This window comes from Geobacillus lituanicus, assembly GCF_050994965.1.
Taxonomy (GTDB): Bacteria; Bacillota; Bacilli; order Bacillales; family Anoxybacillaceae; genus Geobacillus; species Geobacillus stearothermophilus.
Map to the genome: position 1 here is coordinate 613,989 of NZ_CP194773.1, position 16,787 is coordinate 630,775.

9 protein-coding genes, 11 tRNA genes, 3 rRNA genes and 2 pseudogenes are annotated in these 16,787 nt (G+C 54.8%); 23 read left to right on the forward strand and 2 right to left on the reverse strand.

Translation table 11 applies throughout. The features are described from left to right. Nucleotides 1-55: 55 nt before the first annotated feature. The 3 genes and pseudogenes from ACR1UW_RS03085 to ACR1UW_RS03095 form a co-directional block, all read left to right on the forward strand. Nucleotides 56-337 carry a CopG family ribbon-helix-helix protein gene (locus ACR1UW_RS03085; RefSeq protein ID WP_033010302.1) on the forward strand — a complete coding sequence of 94 codons (282 nt, stop codon included), beginning with the start codon at nucleotides 56-58 and terminating at the stop codon, nucleotides 335-337. A 4-nt stretch (nucleotides 338-341) separates the two neighbouring features. Further along, complete coding sequence (gene ndoA, locus ACR1UW_RS03090; RefSeq protein WP_003253417.1) at nucleotides 342-692, forward strand: type II toxin-antitoxin system endoribonuclease NdoA; 351 nt, start codon at nucleotides 342-344, stop codon at nucleotides 690-692. A gap of 543 nt (nucleotides 693-1,235) precedes the next feature. Then, a pseudogene (locus ACR1UW_RS03095) lies at nucleotides 1,236-2,480 on the forward strand (Tex-like N-terminal domain-containing protein); the annotation flags it as partial. Between the two features lie 151 nt (nucleotides 2,481-2,631). Here the strand turns inward: ACR1UW_RS03095 and ACR1UW_RS03100 are convergent. Beyond that, nucleotides 2,632-3,996, reverse strand: coding sequence for an ISLre2 family transposase (locus tag ACR1UW_RS03100; RefSeq protein WP_498932867.1), 1,365 nt, complete (start codon nucleotides 3,994-3,996; stop codon nucleotides 2,632-2,634). A 187-nt stretch (nucleotides 3,997-4,183) separates the two neighbouring features. Here ACR1UW_RS03100 and ACR1UW_RS03105 point away from each other — a divergent pair. After that, nucleotides 4,184-5,113: pseudogene (locus ACR1UW_RS03105) on the forward strand (helix-hairpin-helix domain-containing protein); the annotation flags it as partial. A 57-nt stretch (nucleotides 5,114-5,170) separates the two neighbouring features. On the opposite strand, the gene cmpA reads toward ACR1UW_RS03105, so the two are convergent. After that, nucleotides 5,171-5,284, reverse strand: coding sequence for a cortex morphogenetic protein CmpA (gene cmpA, locus ACR1UW_RS03110; RefSeq protein ID WP_089135018.1), 114 nt, complete (start codon nucleotides 5,282-5,284; stop codon nucleotides 5,171-5,173). 91 nt (nucleotides 5,285-5,375) lie between these two features. Between cmpA and ACR1UW_RS03115 the strand changes: the two genes are divergently transcribed. The 19 genes from ACR1UW_RS03115 to tsaD all read left to right on the forward strand — a co-directional run bounded on the left by ACR1UW_RS03115 (nucleotide 5,376) and on the right by tsaD (nucleotide 16,276). Then, nucleotides 5,376-5,837 carry a SprT family protein gene (locus ACR1UW_RS03115; RefSeq protein WP_033010304.1) on the forward strand — a complete coding sequence of 154 codons (462 nt, stop codon included), beginning with the start codon at nucleotides 5,376-5,378 and terminating at the stop codon, nucleotides 5,835-5,837. A gap of 439 nt (nucleotides 5,838-6,276) precedes the next feature. Further along, nucleotides 6,277-6,351: transfer RNA gene (locus ACR1UW_RS03120), tRNA-Asn, on the forward strand. A gap of 6 nt (nucleotides 6,352-6,357) precedes the next feature. Continuing rightward, a tRNA-Ser gene (locus tag ACR1UW_RS03125) sits at nucleotides 6,358-6,450 on the forward strand. Between the two features lie 16 nt (nucleotides 6,451-6,466). Continuing rightward, nucleotides 6,467-6,538, forward strand: a tRNA-Glu gene (locus ACR1UW_RS03130). A 30-nt stretch (nucleotides 6,539-6,568) separates the two neighbouring features. After that, a tRNA-Asp gene (locus ACR1UW_RS03135) sits at nucleotides 6,569-6,644 on the forward strand. 13 nt (nucleotides 6,645-6,657) lie between these two features. Beyond that, a tRNA-Gln gene (locus ACR1UW_RS03140) sits at nucleotides 6,658-6,732 on the forward strand. A gap of 330 nt (nucleotides 6,733-7,062) precedes the next feature. After that, a tRNA-Lys gene (locus ACR1UW_RS03145) sits at nucleotides 7,063-7,138 on the forward strand. Nucleotides 7,139-7,141: 3 nt separating this feature from the next. Beyond that, nucleotides 7,142-7,223: transfer RNA gene (locus ACR1UW_RS03150), tRNA-Leu, on the forward strand. Between the two features lie 15 nt (nucleotides 7,224-7,238). Next, nucleotides 7,239-7,321, forward strand: a tRNA-Leu gene (locus ACR1UW_RS03155). Between the two features lie 71 nt (nucleotides 7,322-7,392). Next, nucleotides 7,393-7,469: transfer RNA gene (locus ACR1UW_RS03160), tRNA-Arg, on the forward strand. 4 nt (nucleotides 7,470-7,473) lie between these two features. Then, nucleotides 7,474-7,547, forward strand: a tRNA-Pro gene (locus ACR1UW_RS03165). Nucleotides 7,548-7,869: 322 nt separating this feature from the next. Then, nucleotides 7,870-7,943: transfer RNA gene (locus ACR1UW_RS03170), tRNA-Gly, on the forward strand. 237 nt (nucleotides 7,944-8,180) lie between these two features. Then, a 16S ribosomal RNA gene (locus ACR1UW_RS03175) occupies nucleotides 8,181-9,739 on the forward strand. A 402-nt stretch (nucleotides 9,740-10,141) separates the two neighbouring features. After that, nucleotides 10,142-13,069 (forward strand): 23S ribosomal RNA (locus ACR1UW_RS03180). Between the two features lie 246 nt (nucleotides 13,070-13,315). Further along, nucleotides 13,316-13,432 (forward strand): 5S ribosomal RNA (gene rrf, locus ACR1UW_RS03185). The 16S, 23S and 5S rRNA genes sit together here with 11 tRNA genes alongside, the layout of an rRNA operon. Before the next feature lie 226 nt (nucleotides 13,433-13,658). Further along, nucleotides 13,659-14,117, forward strand: a complete 459-nt coding sequence (tsaE, locus tag ACR1UW_RS03190) for a tRNA (adenosine(37)-N6)-threonylcarbamoyltransferase complex ATPase subunit type 1 TsaE (RefSeq protein WP_033010045.1) — start codon at nucleotides 13,659-13,661, stop codon at nucleotides 14,115-14,117. Beyond that, nucleotides 14,114-14,854 carry a tRNA (adenosine(37)-N6)-threonylcarbamoyltransferase complex dimerization subunit type 1 TsaB gene (gene tsaB, locus ACR1UW_RS03195; protein WP_033010043.1) on the forward strand — a complete coding sequence of 247 codons (741 nt, stop codon included), beginning with the start codon at nucleotides 14,114-14,116 and terminating at the stop codon, nucleotides 14,852-14,854. Before tsaE ends, tsaB begins: the two co-directional genes overlap by 4 nt. Then, nucleotides 14,814-15,266 carry a ribosomal protein S18-alanine N-acetyltransferase gene (gene rimI / locus ACR1UW_RS03200; RefSeq protein WP_033010040.1) on the forward strand — a complete coding sequence of 151 codons (453 nt, stop codon included), beginning with the start codon at nucleotides 14,814-14,816 and terminating at the stop codon, nucleotides 15,264-15,266. Before tsaB ends, rimI begins: the two co-directional genes overlap by 41 nt. Beyond that, a complete protein-coding gene (gene tsaD / locus ACR1UW_RS03205) occupies nucleotides 15,263-16,276 on the forward strand; it encodes a tRNA (adenosine(37)-N6)-threonylcarbamoyltransferase complex transferase subunit TsaD (RefSeq protein WP_277392280.1) in 1,014 nt (337 codons plus the stop codon). The genes rimI and tsaD overlap by 4 nt, the downstream gene beginning before the upstream one ends. The last annotated feature ends 511 nt before the right edge of the window (nucleotides 16,277-16,787 follow it).

Here is a 16,787-nt window from a genome sequence, read left to right on the forward strand (position 1 = left end):
ATGGTATCATGAAGTGGAAGCAATGAATGGCTGCAGTTCGTGGAGGTGTATATTTGTGTCGGAATCTGGCGCAACAACGGAAATCATCGTTCGTTTGCCGCAGTCGCTGCTGACGGAGCTCGACGTCCTCGTCAAACAGGAGAACGGCAATCGCAATGAACTTATTTACCAGGCGACGAAAATGTATATCCGGGAGCGGAAAAAGCGGCAAATTCGCGAAGCGATGAGACGTGGCTACATGGAAATGGCGAAAATCAATTTATCTATTGCTTCTGAAGCGTTTCATGCTGAATACGAGGCCGACCACACCGTTGAACGCTTAGTTAGCGGGGGGTAATGCTTTGATTGTCAAACGTGGCGACGTGTATTTTGCGGACCTTTCCCCGGTTGTTGGCTCAGAGCAGGGCGGCGTCCGCCCCGTGTTGGTGATCCAAAACGATATCGGCAATCGCTTCAGTCCAACGGTTATTGTAGCGGCGATCACGGCGCAAATCCAAAAGGCAAAGCTGCCGACGCATGTCGAGATCGATGCGAAGCGTTACGGGTTTGAGCGGGACTCGGTCATTTTGCTTGAACAAATCCGTACGATTGATAAGCAGCGGCTGACTGACAAAATCACCCACCTGGATGATGAGATGATGGACAAAGTCGATGAAGCGCTGCAAATCAGCCTAGGACTGATCGACTTTTGAAGCAAGCGCAAGGAAATCTTTCCGCTTCAACGTGAGGGACGCCAAAACAGCAAGTGTTGCTGTGGGAAGATCAATCGATGCGCGTGGAAGCAGCATGGGTGCGCAACGCCTCATGGCAGCGATGTCGGCTCACCGGCCAAACGGGCAGATCGGCTCATGGAACGGTCTGTCCCCTCTATTGGCATTTATGTGTATTCTTTCACAAAGAGGCTACGAATAAGTAGCTCTTTTTTTGTCATCCCCGGTCCGGAACTCTCTCCCTGCCCCAAGCTCGGTGCAACCGGCGGGGAATGATGGCTTCCTCTTGCTTCGAATGGACAAAAGATCAGCGGGCGCGCCCGGATTGCGGTGCGGTTGCGGCTGGGACATCGTGCCGCCCGGAATATGTTGCGTGAAGAAACGTCGTTTGCCGTCTTCGGAAGGCGGCCGAAGTGTGGAATACGCAGAGACGGTCTAGCGGGCAGCTGTTTGCAAACATTGCTCATTTTCAGGAGTGAGTGTAGATGGGAGAACGTTCAAGGCTGTGCATAAGGAGGGAACGGGTTGGCGATTGAACAGCGTTTGATTCAAACGATCGCTGCTGAACAACGGCTGGCAGCCAAACAAGTTGAAAACGTCATCACCCTGCATCAGGAAGGAAATACGATTCCATTTATCGCCCGCTACCGGAAAGAGATGACGGGGGCGCTCGATGAAGTGCAAATTCGTGCGGTGCTTGAGCGCTGGGAGTATTTGCAGCATTTAGAGCAGCGGAAAGAAGAGGTCATTCGGCTGATCGATGAGCAAGGGAAATTGACCGAAGAGCTGAAAAACGCGATTATCAGCGCCACGAAACTGCAGCAAGTCGAAGATTTGTACCGCCCGTACCGGCAAAAGCGGCGCACGAAGGCGACGATTGCGAAAGAAAAAGGGCTTGAGCCGCTTGCCGATTGGCTTCTTTCCTGCCCTGCCGCCCCAGCTCCGGAAGAGCAGGCCCGGGCGTTCATTGATACAGAAAAAGGGGTCGCAACGGCAGACGAGGCGCTGCAAGGGGCGAAGGACATCATCGCCGAGCGGGTGGCCGACGATGCCGCTCTTCGTCAATGGGCGCGGGAACAGACGTGGCGGAAAGGGATGATCGTGTCCACCGCGAAGGCGTCGGAGAAGGACGAAAAAAACGTATACGAGATGTATTACGACTACGAAGAACCGGTGGCGAAAATCGTCCCCCATCGCGTCTTGGCGCTAAACCGCGGCGAAAAAGAGGAGGTGCTGCGCGTCTCGGTCCAAGCGCCTGCCGAAGAAATCATCCGCTATTTGCAGCGGCAAACGATCGTCAACGAGGCGTCCCCGGCCGCTCCCGTCGTGGCCGAAGCGGTGGAAGACGGATACAAACGGCTGATGGAGCCCGCCATTGAGCGCGACATCCGCAATGAGCTGACAGAAAAGGCGGAAGAGCGGGCGATCCATATTTTTGCCGAGAATTTACGCAAACTGCTTCTTCAGCCGCCATTGAAAGGAAAAACGGTGCTCGGCATCGACCCAGCCTATCGGACTGGGTGCAAGCTCGCCGTTGTTGATGAAACAGGGAAGCTGCTTCATATCGATGTCATTTACCCACACCCGCCGCAAGAGAAAAAGGATGAAGCGAGGACAAAGATTCTTCGTTTACTTGACGACTATCATGTGGATATGATCGCCATCGGCAACGGAACAGCCTCTCGGGAAACTGAACAGTTTGTCGCCGACACGCTGAAGCATGTGCAACGCGATATCTTTTATTTGATTGTCAATGAAGCAGGAGCGAGCGAGTCAGTCAAGACTTTGTGGAGAACATTTTTTCGGTTCACTACGGGTGTTGTCAATCACTAGTTATAGAACCATTTTCAGGAATTAATATCGTAAGCGCTTTCGGACTCTCATCCCTCATCTTGAAGTGATGATATTGTATTCCATTTTTTTACACCCAACCACCATCCCGGAGCGCCGACAACGCTTGATGGATCGGCGTCCCGGATGACCGCTGCAGACACGGTAGATTCTGACGCACCACATCTGCCCATAACCGTCCGGCCTTCCGTTTGGCCTGTTCGATCCGCTTGGACTTTGTTGAGGCCGAGACGGCCGACTGGGGCTCTTGCTCCTCCCACCGTCCCTTTCTCCACCCGATCCCGTCGATTCGGGCCGCCATCGCCCTCAGAAACGCCCGAAGCCCTTGGTCTTTCCAGCTGCGGCGGGATTTCACCCGATGCGCAAACCGGCTCATCACGCTCTCGGCGTGGCCCATCGGACGCATGCCGGTCGTCTCCACCCCTTGCTCCGACAGCCACTCCCGATAGTCCCGGATGCATCCCGGCATCGACTCGATCCGGCGAATCAAGGCGGCCAGCTGTTGTTCTTTGCCTTCGTCCTCCAACGTGCCGACCGCGCTGTTCAGCTCCACGAGAAGCCCCTCTTCGTCTTGTTTCGCCAGCTTCTTCCGCACCTCCCGCCAACGCGGATGGCCGGACAGACACTGACGCAGCTCCCGCGCCACATGAAATCGATCCAGCTGAAAGCACGCCCGCTTCCCAAAATACTCCCGGCAGGCTGTGATCCACGACGCCGCGTCGCCGTTGATGATCAAAAGGTCCCGGCACGGGTCATAGGCATATTCGTTCATCAGCCACTCCTCAAACCGTTCCCACACGTCTCCCGCCCCTTCATGGAGGTAGTGGCGCCGGTTCACGAGCTCGAGCTGCGAACCGTTTCGTTTCCATCCCTCGTGAACCGCCAGGATTTTCTCTTCTTTCGCCCGTTTCCCTTTCCCCTGGCGGGAAATGAACAGCCCATCCGCCTCCACAAACAGCACTCGGCCGTGCCGTTGGGAAACAGGGTGGTGCAGCGAGACAGGGGCCTCCAGCACCAGTTGGCGAATCGCCTCGTGGCTCATGACCGCATACCCCACGATCGACTCCAACGTACGGGCCGCTTTGCGGTAGGAAGAGCACTCTACGGCCAACTCGACCGCCGTTTCCTCGAGGCAAGGACTGATCGATCGGGCCCCATCAAAGCCTAATTCGGCATCCAGCAAGAAGGTATAGTTCCCCGTTTGCCGGTCATAGTAGTAGTTCCGTCGAAACGTCACTTCTCCAAACAGCGTTTGGATCGTAGTCGGCCGTTTGTCTTTCAGCTGATACCGGCGCTTGTCCCGCGCTTCCGCCAGTTGTTGATCAATCTCCTCCAAAAGGGCCGCCAACAAGACAGCGAACACCTTTTGAAGAGTTCTGACTAATTGTTCCTCCAGCTCTTTTAATAAAGGCCATTCTGTGGTAAGATGTTTCATGGACTCTCTCCCTCCTGTTTTATGGATGTTGGTCATCACCATCATAGCAGGGAGAGAGTCCTTTTTGCATGACATTTGCTTTTTTCTACCGCGCTTCGCTTGGTGGCCCCGACGAGCGTCGCGAACAAAAGTTCGCAACCCTCGTCGGGGAATCATTCCTGAATGTCACCCACAAATATTTTACTCACACGGAGCGAGCGTCTACTCGGCTTCCGACCTTGCGCGCGCCGAGTTTCCCGACTTGCAAGTTGAAGAGCGGAGCGCGGTCTCAATCGCCCGCCGCGTCCAAGACCCGCTCGCCGAACTGGTGAAGATTGACCCGAAATCGGTTGGCGTCGGCCAATACCAGCACGATGTGTCGCAAAAAAAGCTGGCGGAGTCGCTCCGTTTCGTCGTGGAGACGGTCGTCAATCAAGTCGGCGTCAACGTCAACACGGCGTCCGTTTCGTTGCTCCAATACGTCTCGGGACTGACGAAAACCGTCTCCGAAAACATTGTCAAACGCCGCGAAGAGCAAGGGAAATTCCGCAGCCGCGAGGAGCTGAAAACGATCCCGCGTCTTGGGGCGAAAACGTATGAGCAATGCATCGGGTTTTTGCGCATTGTCGACGGCGACGAACCGCTTGACCGCACGCCGATTCACCCCGAGCGGTACGCGGAAGTGAAGCAGTTGTTGCAAAAGTTAGGATTTACAACCGCCGCCATTGGCAGCAATGAGCTTCGCCAAGCGCTGCAAGCCATCGATGTGAAAGCAGCGGCATCCGAATTCGGCATCGGGGAACTGACGCTCCGCGACATCATTGACGCGTTGTGCCGTCCGGAGCGCGACCCGCGCGACGAGCTGCCCAAGCCGATATTGCGAAAAGACGTTTTGAAAATGGAAGACTTAAAGCCAGGCATGGAGCTCGAAGGAACGGTGCGCAACGTCGTCGACTTCGGCGCCTTTGTCGACATCGGCGTCAAACAGGACGGGCTCGTGCACATTTCCAAGCTAAGCAAACAATACGTCCGCCATCCGCTTGATGTCGTCTCCGTCGGCGACGTCGTCAAAGTGTGGGTGGAAAGGGTTGATGCAGCGAAAGGAAGAATTTCATTATCGATGCTTCCGCCGGAATAAGCTGGAGAGGCTGTCCCGTACTGCCCAATGAACAGCAGGGACAGCCTCAAACACATGTTACGAACAGTGCTTTCTCCGATAAAAAAACCAGCATTGGTTTAACAACTTGATTTGATCCCGGTTTTTCTCATAATAGGCTCGTCTCATTTGATTTTTTAGCCATGTAGGCACATCGTCCACCCCCTGATGCGGAAAGGTAGTATATAATGTATGTAGCTGCGCATTGTCCTGTGCTGAAAACATAAAAAGGGGGGCGCCTGTCATGGATCAAAAACGCTTGCAAGCGCTCGTTGAACAAATTTCCATGAGCACATTTGGCAAGCCGTTCCGCCATACCGCTTTCTTCAACCCTCGTTTGCGCACTACCGGCGGGCGCTACATGTTGCAGACGCATAACATTGAGCTCAATCAAAAACATTACGAGCAGTTCGGCGAGGAAGAATTGATCGCCATTATCAAACATGAGCTTTGCCATTACCACTTGCACCTTGAGGGAAAAGGCTACCGCCATCGCGACCGCGACTTCCGCGAACTGCTGCAAAAAGTGGGGGCGCCTCGCTATTGTCGTCCAATCGGCCAAAAAACAGACAGGTCGAAAACGATCTATACATACATTTGCACATCTTGCGGCCTGACGTACACTCGAAAAAAGCGCATGAACACCGCCCGCTACGTCTGCGGGAACTGCCGCGGGCGGCTTAAACTAGCGAACCAACGCCGTTGAACGCTTCCTTGCTTATGCCGAACCCTATTAGGAACATCCGCCGTGTCTTTCCCGAAGGAAACGAAGCTTTTTATGGAGCTCTTGTATCACGGCCCGGATATGCGAACGTCCTCTTCGAAAAGAGAGCAGTATCACATTTTGCAAAAAAAGTGGTTGACAATTAAATTGGCCATATGCTAAATTATAAAAGCCGTCGCCAAACGGCGATGAAACAAACAGCAAAAAACATGTTGACAAAGAGTCGACAGCTCAATATAATAAACAATGTCGATTGTGAAAGTGTAGGAAATCTGATCCGTTCCACAATAGTTCAGCGACGAGCATTAGCATCATCGAATTCACTACGAGTTGCCTCGACGCATCTTGCCTCTTTGAATTATCTGGTAGAGGAAGAGGCAACGAGCACATCGTGGAGTATAGCATATAATTTCTTCATCATTCCGCAATAGCTCAGCGGTAGAGCAACCGGCTGTTAACCGGTAGGTCGTAGGTTCGAATCCTACTTGCGGAGCCAGTGTTTGGAGAAGTACCCAAGTGGCTGAAGGGGACGGTTTGCTAAACCGTTAGGTCGTGACTTAACGGCGCGCGGGTTCAAATCCCGCCTTCTCCGCCACTTTCAATAGTCGCATGGCCCGTTGGTCAAGTGGTTAAGACACCGCCCTTTCACGGCGGTAACACGGGTTCGAATCCCGTACGGGTCACTTACAGCGCGGGGGTTTCCCGCGGATTGCGGTCCCGTAGTGTAGTGGTTAACATGCCTGCCTGTCACGCAGGAGATCGCGGGTTCGAGTCCCGTCGGGACCGCCATTACACCAATCGCTGGGCCATAGCCAAGCGGTAAGGCAACGGACTTTGACTCCGTGATGCGCTGGTTCGAATCCAGCTGGCCCAGCCATTTTTTATCGCTATACATACCCGCAAGCTTGCCAAATCGGTGGGAAAGAAAGTATTATGAGCCATTAGCTCAGTAGGTAGAGCAACGAGCTTTGCATCGCTGAGTTCGCTTCGAGTTGTCCCGACGCATCCTGCATCTTCGAATATGCTAGTAGAGGAAGGGACATCGTTCACTGTGAGTGTATACCCAACTATGAGCCATTAGCTCAGTAGGTAGAGCAACGAGCGATGCATCATCGAGTTTGCTACGAGTTGTCCCGACGCATCGTGCATCTTCGAATACGCTAGCAGAGGAAGGGACATCGTTCACTGTGAGTGTATACCTAACCATGAGCCATTAGCTCAGTAGGTAGAGCATCTGACTTTTAATCAGAGGGTCGGAGGTTCGAGTCCTCCATGGCTCACCATTTGCGGGTGTGGCGGAATTGGCAGACGCACCAGACTTAGGATCTGGCGCCTCACGGCGTGGGGGTTCAAGTCCCTCCACCCGCACTGATTAGTTCATACGCGGTCGTGGCGGAATGGCAGACGCGCTAGGTTGAGGGCCTAGTGGGGGCAACCCCGTGGAGGTTCAAGTCCTCTCGACCGCATTTCACTAAACCAAAACATCATGTTGACAAAATAATGAGTGGTTGTTATAATAAAATTTGCTGTTAAAAATGCGCTCGTAGCTCAATTGGATAGAGCATCTGACTACGGATCAGAAGGTTAGGGGTTCGAATCCTCTCGAGCGCGCCATGATCGGGAAGTAGCTCAGCTTGGTAGAGCACATGGTTTGGGACCATGGGGTCGCAGGTTCAAATCCTGTCTTCCCGATTTGAATATCTTCATCAATTGCTATACGGGTGTAGTTTAGTGGTAAAACCTCAGCCACGAGCACTGCCTCATCGAATCCGCTTCGAGTTGCCCCGACGCATCCAGCGTCTTTGAATGTGCTTGCAGAGGAAGGGGCACGGAAGAGCGTGGCGGATGTTGGTTCGAAATCATATGCGGGTGTAGTTTAGTGGTAAAACCTCAGCCACGAGCATCGGCATCATCGAATTGGCTTCGAGTTGCCCCGACGCATCTGGCTTCTATGAATCAGCTGGTAGAGGAAGGGGCATGGAAGCAGCGTGGCGGATGTTCAACTAAATGATATGCGGGTGTAGTTTAGTGGTAAAACCTCAGCCTTCCAAGCTGATGTCGTGGGTTCGATTCCCATCACCCGCTCCACGAAGAAGCAAGAAGAGAAAAATGCAGGAAGTTACCTTGTTCCTTGAAAACTGAACGAAACGAAGCGCGACGAAAAGCGGAGGTCCGCGGGTCGCCGCGACGGGCAAATGTTCTTCGCCTGCAAGGGTGCTTGCACCCGGAAGGCGAAGGTTATTTGACCCCGAGCGGCGGCGGACCGAAGCTGGACAATACGAAAAGCGGAGGTCCGCATGGGCCGAAGCAAAAGCCAATCAACTTTCTTTGGAGAGTTTGATCCTGGCTCAGGACGAACGCTGGCGGCGTGCCTAATACATGCAAGTCGAGCGGACCGAACGAGGGCTTGCTCTTGTTTGGTCAGCGGCGGACGGGTGAGTAACACGTGGGCAACCTGCCCGCAAGACCGGGATAACTCCGGGAAACCGGAGCTAATACCGGATAACACCGAAGACCGCATGGTCTTCGGTTGAAAGGCGGCCTTTGGGCTGTCACTTGCGGATGGGCCCGCGGCGCATTAGCTAGTTGGTGAGGTAACGGCTCACCAAGGCGACGATGCGTAGCCGGCCTGAGAGGGTGACCGGCCACACTGGGACTGAGACACGGCCCAGACTCCTACGGGAGGCAGCAGTAGGGAATCTTCCGCAATGGGCGAAAGCCTGACGGAGCGACGCCGCGTGAGCGAAGAAGGCCTTCGGGTCGTAAAGCTCTGTTGTGAGGGACGAAGGGGCGCCGTTCGAAGAGGGCGGCGCGGTGACGGTACCTCACGAGAAAGCCCCGGCTAACTACGTGCCAGCAGCCGCGGTAATACGTAGGGGGCGAGCGTTGTCCGGAATTATTGGGCGTAAAGCGCGCGCAGGCGGTCTCTTAAGTCTGATGTGAAAGCCCACGGCTCAACCGTGGAGGGTCATTGGAAACTGGGGGACTTGAGGGCAGGAGAGGAGAGCGGAATTCCACGTGTAGCGGTGAAATGCGTAGAGATGTGGAGGAACACCAGTGGCGAAGGCGGCTCTCTGGCCTGTACCTGACGCTGAGGCGCGAAAGCGTGGGGAGCAAACAGGATTAGATACCCTGGTAGTCCACGCCGTAAACGATGAGTGCTAAGTGTTAGAGGGGTCACACCCTTTAGTGCTGCAGCTAACGCGATAAGCACTCCGCCTGGGGAGTACGGCCGCAAGGCTGAAACTCAAAGGAATTGACGGGGGCCCGCACAAGCGGTGGAGCATGTGGTTTAATTCGAAGCAACGCGAAGAACCTTACCAGGTCTTGACATCCCCTGACAACCCAAGAGATTGGGCGTTCCCCCTTCGGGGGGACAGGGTGACAGGTGGTGCATGGTTGTCGTCAGCTCGTGTCGTGAGATGTTGGGTTAAGTCCCGCAACGAGCGCAACCCTCGCCTCTAGTTGCCAGCATTCGGTTGGGCACTCTAGAGGGACTGCCGGCGACAAGTCGGAGGAAGGTGGGGATGACGTCAAATCATCATGCCCCTTATGACCTGGGCTACACACGTGCTACAATGGGCGGTACAAAGGGCTGCGAACCCGCGAGGGGGAGCGAATCCCAAAAAGCCGCTCTCAGTTCGGATTGCAGGCTGCAACTCGCCTGCATGAAGCCGGAATCGCTAGTAATCGCGGATCAGCATGCCGCGGTGAATACGTTCCCGGGCCTTGTACACACCGCCCGTCACACCACGAGAGCTTGCAACACCCGAAGTCGGTGAGGTAACCCGCAAGGGAGCCAGCCGCCGAAGGTGGGGCAAGTGATTGGGGTGAAGTCGTAACAAGGTAGCCGTACCGGAAGGTGCGGCTGGATCACCTCCTTTCTAAGGACGAAAAGCGGAGGCCGCAATGGCCAACTGTCGATACACAGCGCTTTCGTTTCGTTCGGTTTTGAGGGAATGAGAAATTCCTTCACTTGTTTTGCGCCTGCGTCTTCTAGCAGATTCAAGGAAGATGGATTCCTCGGCGCAAAGCTGCAAGGAAGCAGACTCAAGGCAGTCGCTTCGTTCAGTTTTGAAGGAATGAGAAATTCCTTCAAAAGCGCCTGTGCCTGCGTCTGCTAGCAGGTTCGGGGAAGTAGCTTCGTTTGCGTCTGCGTCTACAAGCGGATTCGGAGAAGCCGAATTCCTCGACGCAAGACTGCAGAGAAGCAAATTCAAGAAGCAGTCTCGTTCCTTGAAAACTAGATAACCGGAAACGCAAAGGAAGAAGCCGAGAGCGCTGTAGGTTAAGCTAGAAAGGGCGCACGGTGGATGCCTTGGCACTAGGAGCCGATGAAGGACGGGGCAAACGCCGAAACGCTCCGGGGAGCTGTAAGCAAGCGTCGATCCGGAGATGTCCGAATGGGGGAACCCACTGTCCGTAATGGGGCAGTATCCATGCCTGAATCCATAGGGCATGGAGGGCACACCCGGGGAACTGAAACATCTTAGTACCCGGAGGAGAAGAAAGCAAACGCGATTCCCTGAGTAGCGGCGAGCGAAACGGGAACAGCCCAAACCAAGAGGCGTGCCTCTTGGGGTTGTAGGACCGCTCATTGTGGGAGTGAGAAAGGAACGGGGTAGACGAACCGGTCTGGAACGGCCGGCCAGAGAAGGTGACAGCCCTGTAGTCGAAACTTCGTTCCCTCCCGAGCGGATCCTGAGTACGGCGGGACACGGGAAATCCCGTCGGAAGCAGGGAGGACCATCTCCCAAGGCTAAATACTCCCTAGTGACCGATAGTGCACCAGTACCGTGAGGGAAAGGTGAAAAGCACCCCGGAAGGGGAGTGAAAGAGAACCTGAAACCGTGTGCCTACAAGTAGTCAGAGCGCGTTCATGCGTGATGGCGTGCCTTTTGTAGAATGAACCGGCGAGTGACGATGGCGTGCGAGGTTAAGCCGAAGAGGCGGAGCCGCAGCGAAAGCGAGTCTGAACAGGGCGAAAAGTACGTCGTCGTCGACCCGAAACCAGGTGATCTACCCATGTCCAGGGTGAAGGCCGGGTAACACCGGCTGGAGGCCCGAACCCACGCACGTTGAAAAGTGCGGGGATGAGGTGTGGGTAGGGGTGAAATGCCAATCGAACTTGGAGATAGCTGGTTCTCCCCGAAATAGCTTTAGGGCTAGCCTCGGGATGGAGAGTGTTGGAGGTAGAGCACTGATTGGGCTAGGGGCCCTCATCGGGTTACCGAACCCAGTCAAACTCCGAATGCCAACGACTTATGCCCGGGAGTCAGACTGCGAGTGATAAGATCCGTGGTCGAGAGGGAAACAGCCCAGATCGCCAGCTAAGGCCCCAAAGTGCACGTTCAGTGGAAAAGGATGTGGAGTTGCAAAGACAACCAGGATGTTGGCTTAGAAGCAGCCACCATTTAAAGAGTGCGTAATAGCTCACTGGTCGAGTGACTCTGCGCCGAAAATGTACCGGGGCTAAACGTGCCGCCGAAGCTGCGGGATGACCGTTGGTCATCGGTAGGGGAGCGTTCTAAGGGCGTTGAAGCCAGACCGGAAGGACTGGTGGAGCGCTTAGAAGTGAGAATGCCGGTATGAGTAGCGAAAACAGAGGTGAGAATCCTCTGCGCCGAAAGCCTAAGGGTTCCTGAGGAAGGTTCGTCCGCTCAGGGTTAGTCGGGACCTAAGCCGAGGCCGAAAGGCGTAGGTGATGGACAACAGGTTGAGATTCCTGTACCACCTCCTTCCCGTTTGAGCGATGGGGGGACGCAGGAGGATAGGGCGAGCAGGCGGCTGGAAGAGCCTGTCCAAGCCGCAAGGCTGATCCGTAGGCAAATCCGCGGATTGTAAGGCCAAGCGGTGATGGCGACGGAGTCATCCGGAAGTCCCCGATTTCACACTGCCAAGAAAAGCCTCTAGCGAGGGAAGAGGTGCCCGTACCGCAAACCGACACAGGTAGGCGAGGAGAGAATCCTAAGGCGCGCGGGAGAACTCTCGTTAAGGAACTCGGCAAAATGACCCCGTAACTTCGGGAGAAGGGGTGCTCGTTTGGGTGAAGAGCCCGAACGAGCCGCAGTGAAAAGGCCCAAGCGACTGTTTATCAAAAACACAGGTCTCTGCGAAGCCGAAAGGCGACGTATAGGGGCTGACACCTGCCCGGTGCTGGAAGGTTAAGGGGAGCGCTTAGCGGAAGCGAAGGTGCGAACCGAAGCCCCAGTAAACGGCGGCCGTAACTATAACGGTCCTAAGGTAGCGAAATTCCTTGTCGGGTAAGTTCCGACCCGCACGAAAGGTGTAACGACTTGGGCGCTGTCTCAACGAGAGACCCGGTGAAATTATACTACCTGTGAAGATGCAGGTTACTCGCGACAGGACGGAAAGACCCCGTGGAGCTTTACTGCAGCCTGATATGGAATTTTGGTATCGCTTGTACAGGATAGGTGGGAGCCTGGGAAGCCGGAGCGCCAGCTTCGGTGGAGGCGGCGGTGGGATACCACCCTGGCGGTATTGAAGTTCTAACCCGCACCCCTTAGCGGGGTGGGAGACAGTGTCAGGCGGGCAGTTTGACTGGGGCGGTCGCCTCCCAAAAGGTAACGGAGGCGCCCAAAGGTTCCCTCAGAATGGTTGGAAATCATTCGGAGAGTGCAAAGGCACAAGGGAGCTTGACTGCGAGACGGACAGGTCGAGCAGGGACGAAAGTCGGGCTTAGTGATCCGGTGGTTCCGCATGGAAGGGCCATCGCTCAACGGATAAAAGCTACCCCGGGGATAACAGGCTGATCTCCCCCAAGAGTCCACATCGACGGGGAGGTTTGGCACCTCGATGTCGGCTCATCGCATCCTGGGGCTGTAGTCGGTCCCAAGGGTTGGGCTGTTCGCCCATTAAAGCGGTACGCGAGCTGGGTTCAGAACGTCGTGAGACAGTTCGGTCCCTATCCGTCGCGGGCGCAGGAAATTTGAGAGGAGCTGTCCTTAGTACGAGAGGACCGGGATGGACGCACCGCTGGTGTACCAGTTGTCCCGCCAGGGGCACCGCTGGGTAGCTATGTGCGGACGGGATAAGCGCTGAAAGCATCTAAGCGTGAAGCCCCCCTCAAGATGAGATTTCCCATCGCGTCAGGCGAGTAAGATCCCTCGAAGATGACGAGGTCGATAGGTCCGAGGTGGAAGCGTGGCGACACGTGGAGCTGACGGATACTAATCGATCGAGGGCTTAACCTAGAAAAGTGGAGGCCGCCCGCTTATCGGCGAAACGCGCTGGAGGGCCTGCGAGGAGGCTGTCGTCGCCGCAGCAGGACCGAAGCGTCGCGAGCCGATGGCGGCCGGAACTAGACAGCGAAAAGCGCAGGCGAGCGGTTCGCCTCGGCTTCTTCCTGAAACGGTTATCTAGTTTTGAAGGAATGACTTTCCTTCTTGACAACATTTATTTTTTAAGTATAATAAATGATGTCAAAACTGAATCGCTTGCCTAGTGGTGATAGCGGAGGGGAAACACCCGTTCCCATCCCGAACACGGAAGTTAAGCCCTCCAGCGCCGATGGTAGTTGGGGCCAGCGCCCCTGCAAGAGTAGGTCGCTGCTAGGCAATCTTATTCACCAGGGAGTAGCAACACGCCTAATTCCCTTTTTTCTTTTTGTTTTGCGAGTTTGATCTCAGGACTGCCCGGGAGGCTCAATATGGCCTTAGTAGGGCAGTCCTTTTGTTTTGTATGGCTGTTTTTTTGGCGCCGGCAGTGGCAACGTTGCCGTTCCTTATGGTAAAATTTCAAAAGCGGAAGCAAAGATGATAAAATGGAATAAGGTGGAACACCATGAAGCAGTTTGAACTTACCGTGCATTCTCCGGAAGAGACGAAGGCGGTTGCACGCCGGCTCGGAGAACGGCTTCAGCCGGGGATGGTCATCGCGTTAGAGGGAGATTTAGGTGCGGGAAAAACAACGTTTACGAAAGGGATTGCCGAGGGGCTGGGCATTGTACAAAACGTCAACAGCCCGACCTTCACGATTATCAAGCAGTATGATGGGCGGCTGCCGCTTTATCATATGGATGTGTATCGGCTTGAAGACGAATGGGAGGATCTCGGATTTGATGAATATTTTAACGGTGATGGTGTTGCGGTTGTCGAGTGGGCCCATTTGATTGCGGGGCAGTTGCCTGAGGAGCGGCTGACCGTTTCTTTGTTTCGCCATGGCGGCGATGAACGGAGACTTGTCTTTGAGCCGTCAGGGTGGCGCTATGAACAGCTATGCAAGGAGATTTTTGCGTCATGAAAATATTAGGGATTGATACATCGAATATGCCGCTAGGCATTGCTGTGGCGGATGGGGATGTTATTAAAGGGGAATTCATTACGAGTGTCAAAAGAGATCATTCTGTCCGGGCGATGCCGGCCATTGAGTCGCTGCTTCGGCAGTGCGGAATGGCGCCCAATGAGCTTGATTTAGTTGTTGTTGCGAAAGGCCCTGGATCTTATACCGGGGTGCGGATCGGTGTCACCATTGCGAAAATGCTCGCTTGGTCGCTCGGCATTCCGATAGCCGGCGTCTCGAGTTTAGAGGTGCTCGCCGCTAATGGCCGGTATTTCCCCGGTTTGCTCGTCCCGCTGTTTGACGCGCGGCGCGGACAAATTTACACCGGGTTGTACCGGTACGAGGACGGCGCGCTCCGATGCCTTGAAGCGGACCGGATTGTGGCGGCGGACGAGTGGGCCGATCATTTACGCAGACGGGGAGAGGATGTATTGTTCATCGGGGCCGATGCGCCGGTATATAGTGAGCTGTTTCGGAGCCGCTTGGGCGGGCGGTTTTTCATGACGCCGCCGCCGTTGACATTGCCGCGGCCAAGTGAGCTCATCATGCTCGGAAAAGAGAAAGAACATGAGAATCCGCATACGTTTGTGCCGAATTACATCCGTCTTGCGGAAGCGGAAGCGAAATGGCTTGCGAAACAAAAAGGGGACGGGGACGATGGGGATCGATGTGCAATTCCGGCCGATGACCATTCATGATATCGATGAGGTCGTGCAAGTCGAACAGGCGTCGTTTACCGCGCCGTGGAGCCGGGAATCTTTTTATAATGAACTGATGTACAATCGTTACGCGAAATATATTGTCATGGTGCACCGCGGACGGATCATCGGGTATGCGGGGATGTGGCTCGTGATTGATGAAGCGCATGTGACGAATGTCGCTGTGCTGCCACAGTTTCGCGGACAAAAACTCGGCGAAGCGCTTATGCGCCGCCTTATGGAAACAGCCAAGCAGCATGGGGCGGCGACGATGACGCTGGAAGTGCGCGTCTCGAACCATGTCGCCCAGTCGTTGTACCGAAAGCTTGGGTTTCGCAATGGCGGCATCCGCAAACGGTATTATCCGGACAATTTTGAAGATGCGCTAGTGATGTGGGTGAAACTGACATGAATGAAAACGTGCATGTACTAGGTATTGAAACGAGCTGCGATGAAACAGCGGCGGCCGTGGTGAAAAACGGAAAAGAGATTTTATCGAATGTTGTGGCGTCGCAAATGGAAAGCCATCGGCGGTTTGGCGGTGTTGTGCCGGAAATTGCCTCGCGCCATCATGTCGAACAAATTACACTCGTCATGGAGGAAGCGATGCGGCAGGCTGGCGTATCGTTTTCCGAGCTTGATGCCATTGCGGTGACGGCCGGACCGGGGTTGGTTGGGGCGCTCCTTGTCGGGGTGAACGCCGCAAAGGCGCTCGCGTTTGCCCACGGGTTGCCGCTCATCGGGGTGCATCATATTGCTGGTCATATTTACGCCAACCAGCTCGTGGCGGAGATGAAATTTCCGCTGTTGGCGCTTGTCGTTTCCGGCGGGCATACGGAGCTTGTTTACATGGAAGGCCACGGGGCGTTTCAAGTCATTGGCGAGACGCGCGACGACGCTGCTGGTGAGGCGTATGACAAGGTGGCGCGGGCTTTAGGCCTTCCGTACCCAGGAGGACCGCACATCGACCGGTTGGCTCATGAGGGCGAGCCCGTGATTGATTTGCCGCGAGCGTGGCTTGAGGAAGGTTCGTATGATTTCAGCTTCAGCGGCTTAAAATCAGCGGTTCTCAATGCGCTCCACAACGCGAAGCAGCGCGGCGAGGAGATCGATCCGAGACAGATGGCCGCGAGCTTTCAGGCCAGCGTCGTCGATGTGCTGGTGACGAAAACGGTGCAGGCCGCCAAAGAATACGGCGTACGACAAGTGCTGCTCGCCGGTGGGGTGGCGGCCAACCGCGGGCTTCGGGCTGCACTGCAGGAGAAAATGAAAGAGCTCCCCGATGTGGAGCTTGTCATCCCACCGTTATCGCTATGCACCGATAATGCGGCGATGATTGCCGTTGCGGGAACCGTGTTATATCAACAAGGAAAGCGGGCTGATTTGGCGCTCAACGCCAATCCAAGCTTGCCGCTTGTCTAGAAGGTCGGTGATTTAGTACAAAATACTGCTAGCTCCACTTGTTTCTCAATTAGAGAAAAACTGTGGAATCAGCCTTCTTTTTTGGCGAAATGCCGTTGATTTGCTCGTGACAGCAGTTTGTCACCGGCCTTCTAGGAGGTTGGGGATTTCATCCTATTTCGCGCAGGAGACTCCCACTTCAACGACCAAAGGGAGTAAGTGGGAGAGGAATGCGCGTTCCCCCTTTCTTTTGTGTATGATATAATAAAGGCGTGGAGAAAACCGTTCAATAAAGGCACTCCAATAACTGCTACTCGATGTATGGAGTTGGTTACAGGAAACGTTGTAACCGTAAAACATCGAGCGTAGGTCCGTCTGTTGTGTGTGGAAGCCAAGTACTGCCAACAGACACACCGAGAGAATCGGTAACGATGCAGGCATGACCTGCGTCGTTGGGTAGTCGTCAACCTGCCCCCTGATGCAACCCCAAGTCAAGGAAGGAGGATGAAGTCCGTTTGCACTTCTGGGGAGT